At 37.6% G+C, this 16,882-nt stretch carries 15 protein-coding genes; 7 read left to right on the top strand and 8 right to left on the bottom strand.

Features of this window, described 5'->3' with window-relative positions; genetic code table 11:
• The first annotated feature begins 52 nt into the window (after positions 1 to 52).
• Positions 53 to 988 (top strand): adenylate/guanylate cyclase domain-containing protein, encoded by a 936-nt coding sequence (locus DSM106972_RS42325; protein WP_127086338.1) that lies wholly within the window; start codon positions 53 to 55, stop codon positions 986 to 988.
• Between the two features lie 16 nt (positions 989 to 1,004).
• Here DSM106972_RS42325 and DSM106972_RS42320 read toward each other — a convergent pair whose 3' ends face one another.
• The 5 genes from DSM106972_RS42320 to DSM106972_RS42295 all read right to left on the bottom strand — a co-directional run bounded on the left by DSM106972_RS42320 (position 1,005) and on the right by DSM106972_RS42295 (position 5,205).
• On the bottom strand, positions 1,005 to 2,342 hold the full coding sequence (locus DSM106972_RS42320; RefSeq protein WP_127086337.1) for a cytochrome P450: 1,338 nt from the start codon (positions 2,340 to 2,342) through the stop codon (positions 1,005 to 1,007).
• Positions 2,343 to 2,425: 83 nt separating this feature from the next.
• The gene (locus DSM106972_RS42315) at positions 2,426 to 3,790 is read right to left on the bottom strand and encodes a cytochrome P450 (RefSeq protein WP_127086336.1); all 1,365 of its coding nucleotides are present in this window, start codon (positions 3,788 to 3,790) and stop codon (positions 2,426 to 2,428) included.
• Positions 3,791 to 4,292: 502 nt separating this feature from the next.
• Positions 4,293 to 4,625: a DUF5615 family PIN-like protein gene (locus DSM106972_RS42305; RefSeq protein ID WP_127086335.1), complete on the bottom strand. Its 333-nt coding sequence runs from the start codon at positions 4,623 to 4,625 to the stop codon at positions 4,293 to 4,295.
• Positions 4,622 to 4,846: a DUF433 domain-containing protein gene (locus DSM106972_RS42300; RefSeq protein WP_127086334.1), complete on the bottom strand. Its 225-nt coding sequence runs from the start codon at positions 4,844 to 4,846 to the stop codon at positions 4,622 to 4,624. The genes DSM106972_RS42305 and DSM106972_RS42300 overlap by 4 nt, the downstream gene beginning before the upstream one ends.
• Positions 4,847 to 4,953: 107 nt before the next feature.
• Positions 4,954 to 5,205: a type II toxin-antitoxin system Phd/YefM family antitoxin gene (locus tag DSM106972_RS42295; protein WP_127086333.1), complete on the bottom strand. Its 252-nt coding sequence runs from the start codon at positions 5,203 to 5,205 to the stop codon at positions 4,954 to 4,956.
• Between the two features lie 257 nt (positions 5,206 to 5,462).
• On the opposite strand from DSM106972_RS42295, the gene DSM106972_RS42290 reads away from it, so the two are divergent.
• Positions 5,463 to 7,667 carry a phosphoketolase family protein gene (locus DSM106972_RS42290; protein WP_127086332.1) on the top strand — a complete coding sequence of 735 codons (2,205 nt, stop codon included), beginning with the start codon at positions 5,463 to 5,465 and terminating at the stop codon, positions 7,665 to 7,667.
• Between the two features lie 172 nt (positions 7,668 to 7,839).
• Here the strand turns inward: DSM106972_RS42290 and DSM106972_RS42285 are convergent, their stop codons facing one another.
• Positions 7,840 to 8,268, bottom strand: a complete 429-nt coding sequence (locus DSM106972_RS42285; protein WP_127086331.1) for a YcxB family protein — start codon at positions 8,266 to 8,268, stop codon at positions 7,840 to 7,842.
• A 271-nt stretch (positions 8,269 to 8,539) separates the two neighbouring features.
• A complete protein-coding gene (gene tnpA, locus DSM106972_RS42280; RefSeq protein WP_127086330.1) occupies positions 8,540 to 8,944 on the bottom strand; it encodes an IS200/IS605 family transposase in 405 nt (134 codons plus the stop codon).
• Between the two features lie 248 nt (positions 8,945 to 9,192).
• On the opposite strand from tnpA, the gene DSM106972_RS42275 reads away from it, so the two are divergent.
• Entirely contained in the window at positions 9,193 to 10,104 is a 912-nt protein-coding gene (locus tag DSM106972_RS42275) for a hypothetical protein (protein ID WP_127086329.1), read from the top strand.
• Positions 10,105 to 10,168: 64 nt separating this feature from the next.
• Here the strand turns inward: DSM106972_RS42275 and DSM106972_RS42270 are convergent, their stop codons facing one another.
• The gene (locus DSM106972_RS42270) at positions 10,169 to 11,029 is read right to left on the bottom strand and encodes a 1-acyl-sn-glycerol-3-phosphate acyltransferase (protein WP_127086328.1); all 861 of its coding nucleotides are present in this window, start codon (positions 11,027 to 11,029) and stop codon (positions 10,169 to 10,171) included.
• Positions 11,030 to 11,231: 202 nt separating this feature from the next.
• Between DSM106972_RS42270 and DSM106972_RS42265 the strand changes: the two genes are divergently transcribed.
• From DSM106972_RS42265 to DSM106972_RS42250, 4 genes are all read left to right on the top strand, one after another.
• Entirely contained in the window at positions 11,232 to 12,596 is a 1,365-nt protein-coding gene (locus DSM106972_RS42265; protein ID WP_233787961.1) for a serine/threonine protein kinase, read from the top strand.
• A 14-nt stretch (positions 12,597 to 12,610) separates the two neighbouring features.
• Positions 12,611 to 13,993, top strand: a complete 1,383-nt coding sequence (locus DSM106972_RS42260; RefSeq protein ID WP_127086327.1) for a serine/threonine protein kinase — start codon at positions 12,611 to 12,613, stop codon at positions 13,991 to 13,993.
• 116 nt (positions 13,994 to 14,109) lie between these two features.
• Positions 14,110 to 15,405, top strand: a complete 1,296-nt coding sequence (locus DSM106972_RS42255) for a serine/threonine protein kinase (protein ID WP_127086326.1) — start codon at positions 14,110 to 14,112, stop codon at positions 15,403 to 15,405.
• A 29-nt stretch (positions 15,406 to 15,434) separates the two neighbouring features.
• Positions 15,435 to 16,826, top strand: a complete 1,392-nt coding sequence (locus DSM106972_RS42250; protein WP_127086325.1) for a serine/threonine protein kinase — start codon at positions 15,435 to 15,437, stop codon at positions 16,824 to 16,826.
• The last annotated feature ends 56 nt before the right edge of the window (positions 16,827 to 16,882 follow it).

The following is a 16,882-nucleotide window of genomic DNA, read 5'->3' as shown; positions in this document are numbered from 1 at the left end:
GTTTCCGTCACTCTACTTAAAATATATTTTACTTAGAATAATAGGTGGCTATATGTTCAGTTCGATACAAGAAAATAATCTAAGAATAACGGCAGAAATAACTTACACCACAATTTTAATTACTATGGGAGGTGTAAGCGTGGCTTCTAGCTATTTTGCATTTATATGTGGGTATTTGAGTCAAGTGCTACCATCAATTTTGGCATTATATGGTGGTGTAATTGCGGTAACGACATATGCTGTTCACAGCAACAGAAGAATGCGGAAAACTTTTAGACGTTATTTGACTGACGAAGTAGTAACTACCTTATTGCAGACGCAAGAAGGTTTAAAATTAGGTGGACAGAAGCGAATTGTAACTTTACTTATTTCCGATTTACGTGGGTTTTCAGCATTATCGGAACAATTATCTTTAGAACAAATCGTTGAAATTATCAATCTTTATTTTGAGGTAATGACGAGTATTATTCACAAGTACAATGGAACTATAAATGATTTGATTGGGGATGGAATTTTTGTGATGTTCGGCGCCCCTGTAGAGATTGCGAATTCTGAAGAACAGGCAGTAAGCTGTGCAATTGAAATGCAATTAGCGATGGATGATATTAATAAGCAACTAACCATTTTAGGATTTCCATCTTTGGCAATGGGTATTGGTATACATACAGGCGCCGTTATTGCTGGCAATATTGGCTCCCAAAAGTATGCCAAATATACAGTGATGGGTAGTAATGTGAACTTAGCTGCTCGTATCGAAAAGTACACAGCAGGCGGACAAATTCTGATTTCCGCTGATACTTTAAAATCACTAAAAGAAATAGTGCGGGTCGATGGAGAAATGCAAGTACAACCGAAGGGAATTAAAGAACAAATTACAATTTATGAAATAGGCGGTATCGGTGGAAAACATAACTTATATTTACCCCAAAAGACAAAAACATTTGTAGGGGCGGGTTTGAATACTGAATGTGTTTTCAGTGAATTGTAATAAAAACTGCCCTGTACTAGTTTAACCTACTCATGTAGATAGGACGGTCGGGAGCCGAAACTAAACCTCGACGTTTGGCGTTTACTTTGGTTTTTGTGACTAGTTCTAATTGTACTGATGTAAGAATTCTCGCTAGTACTAGTTTCATTTCAAACTGGGCAAATGCTAGTCCAATACAACGTCTGGCGCCTCCACCAAATGGTAAAAATTCATAAGCTGAATATTGCCGTTCTAAAAATCTTTCTGGTTTAAATTGCTCTGGATTTGGGTATAAATCTTGACGACGATGAGTGTCGTATATGGAACCGTAAACTAATGTTCCTGGTTCTAAATCATAACCGCATAGGGATATGGGTTTTTCTACTTGACGAGGAAAAGTCGTCAGTGCTACAGGATAAATACGGAGTGTTTCGTTACAAACGGCAGTAAGGTAAGGTAGTTTGAAAATAGTGTTTGAATCAGGATTTTTTCCTAAGCTATTAAGTTCGTTCAGTAATTTGGTTTTGATGGTCTCATCTTTATAAATGAAATATACTGCCCATGCCAAAGCGGTTGCTGTTGTTTCGTGACCTGCTGTTAATAATGTCATAAGTTCATCACGCAGTTCGACATTAGTCATTCCTTGTCCGTCTTCATCGCGTGCCGACATTAATAAGCTTAAAATATCGACGCGCTCTGAGTCTGGGTTATTGCGTCGTTCTTGAATTTCTTCATAAATTATTTTATCGGCTTGTTGTAGCAAGGTCTCAAAGTCGCGGGCAGGGTTTAATTTGCCTAATACTTTGCCTAAAATTGGAAAAACGCCAGCAGCAAGAGATAATGGTGAACTTGTAGATTCTAAAATATAGCTTAATACCCGTTCTAACTCTATAGCGCGCGGACTATTATATAGTCCAAACACAGCTTGCATGATAATTTTGAGCGTAATGGTTTGCGTTACGTTGCGAATCGAAAAAGAAACACCAATTTGTAATGTAGATATAACTTCATCTGTAACTTGATTAATAATATTTGCATACGCGCGCATACGTTCACCATGTAATGCGGGCATAACTAACTGTCTTTTACGCTGATGCTGTTTTCCACTAGCAGTAATTAGCGACTGCGTTCCCGATATGGGTATAAATATCCCATTTAACTCACCAGGAGATGATAATTCTTTTGTATCACTAGTCAAAATAGTTTGCAAGGCATTAGGATTGCTCGTTAAAACTGATGGATAATCAGGACGTATATTCAAACCATAAATATCACCATACGCAGAAGCGCATTCGTCCATATAAGACATCGGTGTAAATATCCAGCGTAACAACTGTATGGCGCCAGGAGTACGAGGTGATGGTGGTAAATGCATATCTGGTAAAATTAGGGTTTAGGGATATTAAGCTACATTTCAATTTTACACAAGTAAACATACCCCTATCAAAATTAACCCAATTAAACGCTCGTACTAAGCACGCGCGCTTCCCTCATTTCTTTAACACTCATATTAATGGCACGATTTGGACCCGTTACCAAACCGCGTCGTCGTGGTCTAACATCCTCAGTAGTAACAAGCTCCAACTCTACCAACTTCATAACCGTAGCTAAAACAACCTTCATTTCCAACATTGCAAAAGCATTACCAATACATCGACGTACACCACCACCAAAAGGTAAAAATTCATACGGAGAAAATTGTTTCTCCAAAAATCTTTCTGGACTAAATTGGTTTGCTTCTGGATATATATCCTCACGTCGATGAGTTAAATAAATCGAACCCATAATATAAGTACCTGGTTCTAAATCATAGCCACACAAATTTACAGGTTCTCTCACCTCGCGCGGAAAAGTCAGCATTCCTACAGGATAAATTCGCAGGGTTTCGTTACAAACAGCACTTAAATACGGCAGCTTATTAACAGCATTAAAGTCCATATTATCCAAACCATCAAGTTCAGTTAATAACTTATAACGTACCGATGGTGTTTTATGTATCCAGTAAAATGCCCAAGTTAAAGCTGTTGCGGTTGTCTCATGTCCAGCACTTAACAGTGTTATCAACTCATCACGCAACTCCACATCAGTCATCGGTTCACCGTTTTCATCGCGCGCTGCCATTAATAAACTTAAAATATCAGTACATGATGGGTCAGGGTTTTCTCGACGTTCGGCAATTTCGGCGTATATTAACTTATCTACCATTTCCCGGCGCCTTAAAAAAATCCCCCACGGTGTTAACTTACCCAAATCGCGTTGCAGAGCAGGGTAATATAACATAAGCGCGCGTAAAGGTGAACTTCCACCTGCATCCATCATAATGCTAATAACTTTCTCAAGTTCCTGGGCACGGGCACCGTTATATAATCCAAATACAGCTTGCATTATCACCCGTAAAGTTATAGTTTGCATCACCGAACGAATACAAACAACTTCCGAAACTTGCCAGCTTTTAATAACTTCTTGGGTAATATTACTAATAGTTTGAGCATAATTATGCATTCGTTCACCGTGAAAAGGTGGTGTTAATAACTGTCGCTGACGTTTATGCGTTTCACCGCTAACTGTAATTACAGAGTTTTTTCCTAGAAGTGGTTCAAACACCGAATTTAAATTGCTAGGCGCCGCAAATTCTTTACCATCACCTGTTAAAATTTGCTGTAGCGCTTGCGGGTTACTAATCAATACAAGTGGCATATTTAACTGTAGCGTAAAAATATCACCATAACGCTTTGCACAATCTTCCATAAACCACATGGGAGTAGCAACCCATTGAAGCATTTGTACAATTGCAGGAGTTTGCGGACCGTTTGGAAGTTTCATACTTGTATGTAGAGAAGTATTACTTCTGTTGTGCCATTGAAACCCCAAATTAATTATTAAGTTTTGTTACAATATTTTTAAAAAGTAGCCAATTTAACCTATGTTCTTGGTAATTAGTAGGGTGCGTGACGCTACGAAAAGATTTCAACGTAGTTATAAGACTTGTAGCGTCACGCACCAACTTATAGTTGTAATAGTATCGTAAGTTCTAATAGTTAGTACTTTATGGCACAAATAACCATTAGTCATAACTATTTACTGTAAACTTCTTCGCGGCTAAGAAAACCATCAACTGGAACGGGATTTTCTGTTAACTCATCAATAATATCTTTTTGCCTATGTAATTTATTATTCACTAAAATTATGACTTTAATATCGTCTAACTTATTAAGTTCTTGTTTATACTCATCAGTAACTTGGATTCAGCCATTTTTGACTTTGGTTTGAAATTCAATGTACCGAAGCCTTTTTTTACCTCTGTTATATTAAGACTTCTTTTTGACTAAAATAATGTCAGTACACCAACTGTTCCTTCATTATTCAATTTAGTAATATCATCATAGTGGCTTCGCAGTATTGCTTCAATATCGGCTGTTTTACAATTACCCCGTCGAATCCAAATAACTTTGGGTGGAAAGCCACGAAGCAAACAGAGGTCGCTAAAATCAGCATCTTTAGTAACAATTAAAAAGTTTTCTTGTTGTGCATATTCCCAAACTTCTGTATCTGGTACTCGATCAAGACCTAAACTGTAAAGGTGATTGGAATCAGGATAAAGGTCTTGCAAACGATTTACTAATGTTGGGGATAAATTATGATCAAAGAGCAACTTCACACTTTTACAACCATTAACATTTTTTCTCTATCAGCAGCATAACTAAGGCAAGCTCGAATATCGTCCTCAGTTAGGTACGGAAAATCTTCAAGAATTTCTTGATGAGACATTCCTGCTGCAAGATATTCTAAAATATCATACACTGTAATTCTCATTCCTCGAATACAGGGTTTACCACCACGCTTACCTGGTTCAATAGTAATGATGTCTCCGTAGGTCATCGCTTTTACCTAGATATTGATATATATAATCAATTCTAACTCTGAAATTAATAATTTATGTAGTAGAGACGTTACATGTAACGTCTCTACGTGGTGGTTGCAGGTTTTTATAAACCTCTTTGAGCAACAATTGCCTCTAAAGTCGTAAAACCATTGTTTTGTTCGACTGCTTGTTGTAATTGTCTGGATGCAATAACATCTTCTAGGTCTTCTAGTCGCTTGAAGTCTTCTACCGTCACAATGGCAGCTGCTGCTTTACCATGTCGCTCAATTACGATGCGTTCACCTCCATGCTCGACTCGGTTAAGCACGTCTTGGAAGTTTGCCCGCGCTTCTGTTGTGGTGATAGTATTTGTCATAGGTAAAGGTACAAATGTACGTTTATTGTATCTTTATGTAGGGACAGGCGAGACCCCTATCCCGCAAGAGCTTGTATGTAGCTAGCAAATACATGTATTCCTCAAGCTTACTTATTATTGTATTGCGGAAAACAAATAACTGAGGGAACCGGGAAGTTGTAAAATCTTTGTTAAATTGGACAAGCGCACCAGTCGGTTCCCGATGGTGAGTTTATGATCGGCTTCTCTTTGTAATAAGCATCTTTAAGGTACCTAGCATGACAGCAACAACCCCAAAGCCAACTTCAGTTATTCCCAATTTTTGTGAAGGCATACAATATTTTGGGGAACCTTTGCCGGACTTTGATAAGTATGGAAAAGAAAGTGCATTAACTGGTAATGTCGTTAACCCCAGTGATGATGCGGCAGTATACCAGACACTTCTCTATGCCGATGCACTCCGTTACTTAACTTTACAAGTCACTGGTTCCAAAGCTTCAGGGCACCCAGGTGGTTTCGCAAGTCAAGCTGAAGCTTATGCTGCTTTAGTCATGCTTGGTCACAAAAATATTGTTACCGAAGTCGGACACCATGCTCCCGGTTTTTATAGTGCCATGTTCCTCGACCGTTCGCTCGAAGATATGGGCATTTCCACTGTGCAGCAACTACGCGACCGTTTCCGTGAAAAGCATGGACTTCTCGGACACCTTTCTGGATATATTCCTGGTATTTTGGCGCCTGCTGGGCCATTAGGGCAAGGGCAACACTTTGCAATGTCAGCAGCATTACTTCATCGTGATAAGCTTTTCCCGTTCACTGTGGGTGATGGTGGTTTGGGTGAACCTTACATTATGAGTTCGATGAGTCATTTTCATACTGCATACCCAGATGTGACAAATTTCTTACCCGTGTTGGTATGGAATGGTTTTAGCCAAGAACACCACAGTATGGTCTCAACTAAATCTAACGCAGAGATGATAGCGTACTGGCAAGGTAATGGTTTTGAGGAAGTTATATTAGTTGACGCAAAGGACTTTGACGATAAAAACCAGCCTGGTGATTATGTTGATAGTACAGCTTTTTCGTTCTCTAAAAGGATTGAGTTTACTAAAGCTATTTTAGAAAATGTCGATAAAGCAGCGAAGTCAGCACTTGGTGGCAAATTAACCGTCTTTATTATTAAACAATTAAAAGGTGCTGGAGTTCACGCACGTGGCGCCAAGTCACACAACTTGTATGCTAAAGATACACTTGATGCTCCACATATTATAAGTGCGCTTAAAGAACGCGCGCTGACTCAGGAAGCTTGGCAGTTAGTTAGAACCAACCTTGAAAAAGCAGGTGGTGGGCCAGCATCCAAGACTGCTGTCACCGAATTTGAGTTACCATTAGCTGATATCGGCGCCTTACCTTTAGAAGAATATGAAGTAGGTGGCGAAGCGAAAGTTTCTACTACAGCAATGGGAAGATTAGTAGGTATAGTTGGACAAAAAGACAAAAACTTCCTTGTCACTAACGCTGATGGTAACGAAGCATCAGGTATTGCCAATATCAACCAAGCTTTAAAAATTAATCACCCTGTCAAAGATGATTTGTATAACCAAGCACCTGGTGGTCAAGTTTATGAACCATTGAGTGAAGACGCTTGTGCAGGTTTAGCAGTAGGTTTGGCATTAATGGGCGCCAGAACATTATGGTGTTCTTACGAGTCCTTTGCAATTAATGGGTTGCCCATTTTTCAGACAGTTACGCAAGCAATGGCTGAATTACGGCGCCAAACACCGTCTACAATTACTTTATATACAGCAGGCGCCTTAGAACAAGGACGTAACGGTTGGACTCACCAACGTCCCGAAATCGAAGCTTACTTTGCCTCGATGATGCGTAATGGAAACGTTTTCCCTGTATTCCCACCTGATGCTAATAGTATCCAGGTTTGTTACGACTGGGCATTAACTACTAAGAATAAAGGAATTGTAATTACTGCTAGTAAATCACCTTTGGCAATTAGAACTACTTTTGCACAAACACGCGAAGGTTTAGAAAATGGCGCCGTAGTTTTACAAGAAACTTCTGGAAATAAGACAGTGGTATTTGCAGTTATCGGTGATATGACATTAATTCCTGTTTACGAAGCTGCTAAGTCACTTCAAGCACAAGGTGTAGGAAGTCGTATTGTTTCTGTAATTAATCCTCGTCGTTTGTATCGTGCTTCGGATGTAGCTTGGGATACATGTTCTGAAGCTGATGGTGGGTTTATTGATGATGCAAAATTTAATCAGTTGTTTGGAGGAGATGCTTTAATTGGTGTTACTGGTGGCGCCTCGGCTATGTTGGAACCTATTATGTTACGCAGTAATTGTGTGCGGGATACTTTTGCTTGGAAGCGTGGGGAAACTACCGCTAGTGCAGGTGAGTTGATGGCGTTTAATGGGTTGACTGCTGATGCTTTGGTTAAACGGGGGATGGAGTTGGTTGGGTAGAACCCGTCACACATTATCGGTCATACATCATCCGTCACCCTCAAGGGTGCGGCTACACGAACAAAGCCCGCCTTCGCGGGCTATTTTTTATGTTTCTTTTTAGGTCTATAATGTTGTGTATTAGCCTGTATGTATGATTTTACCTGCATTAAATGTGAAATGTATAATAATGTTACTTGATTTGTTGAATATTTTGACGCAACAAGTCTCTGAATTGATTAACTTCTTGATTTTCAAAAGCACGTTTTGGAAATAAGTTATAGTAGTTTGATGAGAAATAAAGTAGAAACAAATTATTTGTTTCTCTATAATGCGTAAACATTGACCACTGAATTTTTGACTCTTCACCAGAAGTGCTTATTAATAGTCCTTTCTCTATAGTTTCTACGCAAAAATCATACTTCCAATGATGGCTATTTTCCCATGCCCTGCGGATCAAAAAATACTGAATAACACGAGCAAGTATATATAAACTTATACATTCAATAATATGCGGAACTATTTTTGCTATAAAAATATTAATTATTGGAGCGTTAACATTCGTTATTACAATTTGAGCAAATCGTAGTAACACAAATAACATACTTGCTCCAATTGACACATCGCATAGGGAGCATCCAGTTTTGGCAGATCGACTTTTTTAGACTAAGCGTATAGTAAGGTTTTTGGCACCAGATAATTATGTTTCTTCCAAAAGTGGATGCTCCCCATCGCATATCATCAAAATCTTCTTATTGCGAATTTTGATTGCTTCTTGAACATCTTTTAAGGTGAGACGAAATTCAATTTTCATAATTTTATATTTCGGTGAGTATTTACACCCGTGCATGGTGGACTAGACGAACGAAGCCCGCCTGCGCGGGCTAATTTAGTTATATTTCCCAGTCAGAGACTAAGTTTTTCCCACTGTGGTGTTGAGCTTGATTTCTGATATAGTTTGCTACTGTATCAATACCGCGCTCGCTAACGGTAAAGGCGCCGTAGCCTCCTTGCCATTTAAAAAATGTACCTGGCTTAATTTCATGAGTAACAAGATGCGATGAACTTCCTTTCGCTTTACCTATTAGCTCTGATACTGTCAGATTAGGTGGATAACCTGTAAGAAGATGTACATGGTCTGCTACGCCACCAATAGCTATAACCGTACATCCCAAATCATTGCATTGTTTAACAATAGCGTTATAAATAATATTCTGTATATCTGGAGTAACCAACGGAAGTCTATCCCATGTTCCCCAAACGCAATGTAAGTATAATTGCGTAAAATTTCTTGTCATATTTGTTTTAATTAATTTCAAAGATGCTAATTTTATATTTCCCTAATAATACAAATAAATAACATTTACCCATTTAGCCCGCGAAGGCGGGCTTCGCTCGTATAGCCGCACCCTTGAGGGTAACGGATTAATAATGATTATAATTATACAGCGAATATAATTTTTACAAATAAAAATCCGTATATCTTACTATAACTGCTCTGGCATTATCTGGGAATACTAAGGGCAGCCAAGTACCAGTTGGGTGTATGTTCAATTTTAAAAAGCTTATATCAACCGTGGGAATTATCCCTTTATTGTCTATTGCTTTATTGAGCAGTGGTTGTTCGCTGCTTGATGCGTCTGTTATTAGCAAAACTGACGCGCAACAGTCCGGCGCCTTGAGTGTAGATGAACGCGCGCAAAAAGTTACTGCATTATTAAAAGAAACAGAACAATTAATTGTGAACGGTACAAGCACACAGCATTTACAGTTAAGCGAAACTAAGTTGAATGAAATTAAAGCGCATTTGGAGTATCTACCAACTTCATATACTACAACTAGTGTAGAAGTTGAGAGAAAATCATCGCGAAGGCGCCGTTCTTCATCGAAACGTTCACGTTCTAGAACTAAGCATTATGATGTCGATGTTGAAACTGAAACGGTTTATGATGATAAATATGCTCACTTGCGTGCAAAAGCGGAAGATTTGAATCAACAGCTTGAAAACAAAAAAGAATGGGTAACGGAAAATGTCGCGCGTATTGGGCAAGCGAAGCAATATGCATTTGCTGCTGCCAAAGCTTCACAAAAACCACCGCATCCTGTTGAAACTTGGGAAGCTATTGAACAGTTTTGGTATAAAGCAACAAATGAATTAGAAAGAATTAATCAGGGTGAACCTGGTTATGCTGAGGCACAGAAGCTACTTCCAACTTATCAAAATAATCTTAAAGTTATTCAATATCGTATGCAACTTGAGGCAAATGCCACAGATACATTAGATGATATTTATAACCGTGCTGAATCTTTAGCACAATCTCCACCGACTGATAGAGAATCATATATATTAGAGTTACAAGATTTGATTAAACAGTTAAAAACTATTAAACCTGGTACGACTGCTTATACTGATGCACAAAAGTTGATGGTATCAGCGCAAAAACGTTTGAAATCATAATAAAATCCCCCCAACCCCCCGAAATTCGGGGGGCTTTAGATTGTGTTTCTTGTTCCCCCCCTTATTAAGGGGGGGTTAGGGAGGGATCAACAGTTTCTCTCACCAACATATCCAACTCAAACTGCATTTTACTAACCACCATCTCATAACAATCATTCACATAAATTTTATCTAACGCTGCTTCTGCACCATACTTTTCAAATACAATTGGTGGACATACTCTAGTATGAATAGTTACAGGCAAAGGAATATTTGGTAAAGGTCCAATACTTAATCCCCACGGTAAGCCTAAATATACAGGAAAAACTTCGGGGTCTACATTAAACAGCCAAGGCATTCCCATTTTGTGTATTTGCTCAACGAAAGGATATATATCTGAAAGTATAATTAATGTATCATGGGCGCCTGTAGAAATCACAGGAATAATAGGTACATTTTCACGCAGTGCCAATTTAATAAAAGCTTTTCTGCCAGCAAAGTATATTTGATGACGCTGTGAGTGTAGCCTAAATAAATCTTGAGGACCACCAGGATATACTAATAAACTGGCGCCACTACGCAATGCAGCAGCAGCTATCCGTGGACGTGCAATAATTGCCCCAACTTTTGCTGCTAGTTGCCCTATTTCTGGACTAACTTGCCAAGCTTTAGGATGCATTAACCCATAAACCGGACGTTCTGCACCAAAGCGACGAAACCAGTCGTACATCATCATGTGCATATCCGGCGCCGCAATTCCACCGTTATGCGACCCGACAAGTAAAACTTTGTCTTGACTAGGTATATTTTCCCAACCACTCGTTTGTACACGAAAGTAATAGCGGTACAGCAACTCCCAAATTGGCATTAATAATTTAATAAAATTTGTGTCTCGTTCCTGTAATGACCATCCCAAGCGAGGTTGAGTATTTTGCTGTTCCGACATTCAGGCTCCAGATAAGAAAAGGGCATGTATTATATTTAAAGCTCTTATCCCTAGTAAGCGCAATCTGCACACCTACTTTTTACTGCCTAACTCAACGAAGGTAGGTATTTATCTACAAAACTTTAAGACAACTTTACACGGAATGGAACGGCGCCAGTAGGTAGCTACATATAAACTGGAATACAACTGTTGTATAACAAACATGACAGATAAGCAAATGGGCGAGCAAATTTTGCAGCGCTACGAGGTACAGAAGCAGCTAGGTAAAAAAGCTGGTAGAAAGACTGTACTAGCGCGAGATAGCCAAACTGGGCAAATGGTAATTATCAAGTTGCTAAGTTTCAGCAGCGATTTTGTCTGGGACGATTTAAAGCTATTTGAACGAGAAGCAGAGACGTTGAAATCACTCGCGCATCCAGCTATTCCCAGTTATATCGACTACTTTGAAGTCGAAGAAGGCAGTCGAAGTTGCGCGCTTGTACAAACATATATAGAAGGTCAATCGCTCGAACAGTACATGCAAACCAAGCGGTTATTTACCGAAGATGAGCTTCATGATATTGCAGAACAATTACTTCAAATACTTATATATTTACACGAGCAGCACCCACCTGTAATTCATCGCGATATCAAACCTAGTAATATCGTTTTAGTAGAAAATTCTAAGGATGAAATTGGAAAAGTATATTTAGTAGATTTTGGTTCAGTACAGACGCTTGCTTCTAAGGCAGGTAAAACAGTCACAGTTGTGGGTACATATGGTTATATGCCACCTGAGCAATTTGGCGGTTATGCAACACCAGCATCAGATTTATATGGTTTAGGAGCAACATTAATTGCTTTGGCAACAGCAACTCATCCTGCTGACTTGCCACAAAAAGACATGCGACTTGAATTTGCGGAGCTTGTTAACTTTACACCTGCATTTATAGAATGGCTAGAGTGGTTAACTGAACCAAGTGCTGACAAAAGACTCAAAACCCCAATGGCAGCTTTACAGGCTTTGCTAACAGGACAAATGCGAAGCGATGGTGACTATACAGCAATAGATACAATTTCTCACAGTGCTATTGCTCAACCTATAAATTCAACTCAGTTATTTTGGGAAACTGTATGGCGTAGTGTAGTCTATGGTGGTGGAATGGTTACACTCACAGCAGGATTGTATACTACAATTTGGGCGCCAGGTATTGGAACTATTTTTGGGGGATATGTTGGTGCTTTACTCGGTATTCCTTTAGGTATTGTCAATGGAATTTTAATTGCATTAATTACAAGATTATTTTTCTTTCCACTTAAAAATGCTTACTTGTATCGACGTGTAGTTAACATGACTAGCGCTATATTTAGCACTGCTAGCGCGCTTTACTATTTTAAGGCTCTTCTTTATAATCATGCTAATGTAAATATTCAAGAATTATTATTTTTGACTGTAGCACCATCACTAATTACTGCACTATGCATGGGTGTTGCTAGTCGGTCTATTGTGAATTTTTACGAGAATCGACATCGAAAAATTAGGAGTCAAAGGTTTTATAGCTACTTTCAAGCTCAAGAAGAAGAATAGATATTAAATTATATATGAATAACGAAGTATTAAACAACCGATATCAGATTCAAAGTGAGCTAGGAAGGCAAACTGGTAGACGCACGCTGCTAGCTAAGGATTTAGTATCTAATTCTCAAGTTGTTGTTAAAATATTATATTTAGGTAAAGATTTCGATTGGCAAGAATTGAAATTATTCCAGCGCGAAGCAGAAACTTTGAAAAGTCTTAATCATCCAGCAATTCCTCAATATTTAGATTATTTTGAGTTTGATACAGCAAATGATAAAGGTTTTGGGTTAGTTCAAAGTTATGTTGCAGCAAAATCTTTAGAACAACATGTCGAAGCGGGGAGAAGATTTAGTACAAAAGAGGTAAAAGAACTCGCGCACGCTATTTTAGAAATTCTAGATTATCTCCATACCCAACAACCGCCTATAATTCACCGAGATATCAAACCTAGCAATATTTTACTTACAAACCGTTCAGGTAATAGCGTTGGTAAAGTGTATTTAGTAGATTTTGGCTCAGTACAAAATATTGCAGCGCAGGGAGGTGGCACAATTACTGTAGTAGGTACTTATGGATATATGCCACCTGAACAGTTTGGTGGTAGAACTAAACCCGCATCAGATTTATATAGTTTAGGCGCCACTTTAATTTTTTTAGTTACTGGAATGCATCCAACAGAGTTACCTCAGCAAGACTTACAAATTCAATTTCGCCAATTTGCTGATATTACTTCAGAATTAGGTGACTGGCTAGAATGGATGACTGAGGCAAGTTTAAACCAAAGATATTCCTCAGCACATATAGCTCTCGAAGCTATTGACAATCCGGCGCCGAGAACAAAAGCTATTATCAAAGAGCAATTACCAGATAAACCACCCAGTACAGAAATTGTCTTAAATAAAACAGACGATAAATTAGAAATTATTATGCCTCCAAAAGGCTTTAGTGCTGGTTTAATTGCGCTTATTTCTCTAGTTACACCTTTTACTTTAGGAATTCATTCTCAGGAAATTAATATTTTCAATATATTTGCATTATTAAGACAAACAGATATTTCATTTGGGAATGTATTATACTTACTTTTTCAATTATCTGCACTTGGATATTTAATTTATTTAATTGCATGGGGTTTGTTTAAAAACACACAGATAGTAATGACTGCAAAATCTATTACTGTAATTCATAAACTACTTTGCTTTAAATGGTGCCGGAAATATTCTCTTGATACAAGTACAATATCTCACGTCAACATCACGTTAAATTTAAAGCAAATCAAATCAAAGCCAGAACTATTGTTAATAGCATCTGGTATAACTTTGCTAAATTTTAATAACTACAGTAATTTAACTGAATCTGAACGTGGATGGTTAGCACAAGAAATAAAAAATTGGTTGAAAAAGACTTAAAACTCATTTATAAAGTAAATCTTTAACACAACTTTACAGGGAATCTACAAGCGTTAGTAGGTAGTTATATATAAATTGTAATACAACTGTTGTATAACCTGATAACAGAAAAGCAAATGAGCGAGCAAATTTTGCAACGCTATGAGGTACAGAAGCAGCTAGGTAAAAAAGCTGGTAGAAAAACTGTACTAGCGCAAGATGCCCAAACTGGGCAAATGGTGATTATTAAGCTGCTAAATTTCAGTAGCGATTTTGTTTGGGAAGACTTAAAGCTATTTGAACGGGAAGCTGAAACTTTAAAATCACTCGCACACCCTGCTATTCCTAGTTATATTGACTATTTTGAGGTTGAAGAAGGTAATCGAAGTTGTGCGCTAGTACAAACTTATATAGAGGGTCAATCGCTCGAACAGTACATGCAAACTGGAAGGATATTTATAGAGGATGAACTTCGAGATATTGCAGAACAGTTACTTCAAATACTTATATATTTACACGAACAACACCCACCTGTAATTCATCGTGATATCAAACCGAGCAATATTATTTTGGTTGAAAATTTAAAGGGGAAAGTTGGAAAAGTATATTTAGTAGATTTTGGCTCAGTACAGACACTTGCTTCTAAGGCAGGTAAAACAGTTACCGTTGTGGGTACATATGGTTATATGCCACCTGAGCAATTTGGCGGTTATGCAACACCAGCATCAGATTTATATGGTTTAGGAGCAACATTAATAGCTTTGGCAACAGCAACTCACCCTGCTGACCTACCACAAAAAGACATGCGTATAGAATTTGCATCGCTTGTTAACTTTGCACCCCCATTTTTTGAATGGTTAGAGTGGTTAACTGAACCAAGCGCTGAACGCAGACTCAAAACCCCAATGGCAGCGCTACAAGCTTTACTTACAGGACAAATGCGAAGTGGTAATGATGACAGTGCTATTGCCCAACCTGTAAATTTAGCAAAGTTATTTTGGGAAGCTTTATGGCGTAGTACAGTAATTGGTGGTGGAATGGTTACATTCACCGCAGGGTTGTACAGCACAGCTGTTATACCAGTTCTCGGAACTGCTCTAGGGGGATTTTTGGGTGCTTTACTTGGTTTTCCTTTGGGTTTTGTGAATGGAATTTTAATTACATTAATTACAAGATTATTTTTCTTTCGACTAAAATATATTTACTTGTATCGACGTGTAGTCATTATGACTAGCACTATACTTGGAACTACTGTTGCGCTTATCTATTTCAAGAATATTAGTTCTAATGCAAGTAATATAAATATTTCACTTTTATTATTTTGGATAGTGGCGCCATCAGTAATTACCGGATTATGTATGGCGACAGCTAGCCGGTCAATAGCTTATTTTTATGTAAAACAACATAAAGAAATTAACAATAACAATTATTAGAGATAGTATTTTGATAAAGAAAAAAATATATGAATAACGAAGTATTAAACGATAGATATAAAATCATATATGAGTTAGGTAGACAAACTGGTAGACGCACATTGCTTGCTCAAGATTTAGAATCTAATTCTCAAGTTGTTGTGAAAGTTTTATATCTAGGAAAAGATTTTGATTGGCAAGAATTAAAATTATTCCAACGTGAGGCAGAAACATTAAAAACTTTAAATCATCCAGCGATTCCTCAATATTTAGATTATTTTGAGTTTGATACACTAAATGATAAAGGTTTTGGATTAGTTCAAACTTATGTTGATGCAAAATCGTTAGAACAACATGTGGAAGCAGGAAGAAGATTTAGTACAACAGAAGTCAAAGAGCTTGCACGCACAATATTAGAAATTTTAACTTATCTCCATGACCAAGAACCGCCTATAATTCACCGTGATATTAAGCCTAGTAATATTTTACTTACAAACCGTTCAGGTAACAGTGTTGGTCAAGTTTATTTAGTTGATTTTGGCTCAGTGCAAAATATCGCCGCACAAGAAGGTGGCACAATTACTGTAGTAGGTACTTATGGATATATGCCACCTGAACAGTTTGGTGGTAGAACCAAACCAGCTTCAGATTTATATAGTTTAGGCGCCACTATGATATATTTAGTAACTGGAATGCATCCAACCGAACTACCTCAACAAGACTTGCAAATTCAATTTCGTAAATTTGCTGATATAAATCCAGAATTTGCTGACTGGTTAGAATGGTTGACAGAACCAAGTTTAAATAAAAGATTTTCATCAGCACATCTAGCTCTCGAAGTTATCAATAATCCACCACCAAGAATGCAAGCCATTATTACACAGCAATTATTAGATAAACCATATAATACACAAATTGCCTTGAAGAAAACAGATGAAAATGTAGAAATTATTATAAAACCAAAAGGCTTTAGTGTTGGTTTAATTTCGTTTATTTCTATACTCACACCTTTTAGTGTCGGAATTCATTCTCAGGAAGTTAATATTTTCAATTTATTTGAATTGTTAATGACACAAAGGAGTATTTCAGTATGGGGTTCATTATATTTAATTTTTCAACTATTCACCTTTGCAATACTCGTTCGTTTAATTCTAGTGGCTTTATTTAAGGAAACACATGTATTAATAACAGCACAAGATGTTACTATAATTCATAAAATACTTTGGTTTAAACGGCACCGTAAATATTTTGTTAACACAAGTACAAAATCTGAAGTCAAGATAATATCAAATTTAAATTATGAACAATTTAAATTTGAACTATTATTAATGGTTTCTGGCATAAAAGTACTAAATTTTAATAACCATACTAACTTAAGTGACTATGAAAGCAAATGGTTAGTGCAAGAAATAGGAAATTGGCTCACAAAAAGTGCTGAGTAGAAAGTGCTGAGTAAGAAGTAAAATTTATTTACTCAGCACTCAGTACTCAGCACTCA

It is taken from the genome of Dulcicalothrix desertica PCC 7102, assembly GCF_003991905.1.
In the GTDB taxonomy this organism is placed as follows: Bacteria; Cyanobacteriota; Cyanobacteriia; order Cyanobacteriales; family Nostocaceae; genus Dulcicalothrix; species Dulcicalothrix desertica.
Note: the sequence above shows the minus strand (reverse complement) of the source record. Positions and strands in the feature narration are given on the sequence as shown.

Bases quoted from the DNA above. Each gene is read 5' to 3' on its own strand.
- DSM106972_RS42325 (WP_127086338.1), top strand. From the start codon at position 53: ATGTTCAGTTCGATACAAGAAAATAATCTAAGAATAACGGCAGAAATA.
- DSM106972_RS42320 (WP_127086337.1), bottom strand. From the start codon at position 2,342: ATGCATTTACCACCATCACCTCGTACTCCTGGCGCCATACAGTTGTTA.
- DSM106972_RS42315 (WP_127086336.1), bottom strand. From the start codon at position 3,790: ATGAAACTTCCAAACGGTCCGCAAACTCCTGCAATTGTACAAATGCTT.
- DSM106972_RS42300 (WP_127086334.1), bottom strand. From the start codon at position 4,846: ATGACCTACGGAGACATCATTACTATTGAACCAGGTAAGCGTGGTGGT.
- DSM106972_RS42295 (WP_127086333.1), bottom strand. From the start codon at position 5,205: ATGACAAATACTATCACCACAACAGAAGCGCGGGCAAACTTCCAAGAC.
- DSM106972_RS42290 (WP_127086332.1), top strand. From the start codon at position 5,463: ATGACAGCAACAACCCCAAAGCCAACTTCAGTTATTCCCAATTTTTGT.
- tnpA (WP_127086330.1), bottom strand. From the start codon at position 8,944: ATGACAAGAAATTTTACGCAATTATACTTACATTGCGTTTGGGGAACA.
- DSM106972_RS42275 (WP_127086329.1), top strand. From the start codon at position 9,193: ATGTTCAATTTTAAAAAGCTTATATCAACCGTGGGAATTATCCCTTTA.
- DSM106972_RS42270 (WP_127086328.1), bottom strand. From the start codon at position 11,029: ATGTCGGAACAGCAAAATACTCAACCTCGCTTGGGATGGTCATTACAG.
- DSM106972_RS42265 (WP_233787961.1), top strand. From the start codon at position 11,232: ATGACAGATAAGCAAATGGGCGAGCAAATTTTGCAGCGCTACGAGGTA.
- DSM106972_RS42260 (WP_127086327.1), top strand. From the start codon at position 12,611: ATGAATAACGAAGTATTAAACAACCGATATCAGATTCAAAGTGAGCTA.
- DSM106972_RS42255 (WP_127086326.1), top strand. From the start codon at position 14,110: ATGAGCGAGCAAATTTTGCAACGCTATGAGGTACAGAAGCAGCTAGGT.
- DSM106972_RS42250 (WP_127086325.1), top strand. From the start codon at position 15,435: ATGAATAACGAAGTATTAAACGATAGATATAAAATCATATATGAGTTA.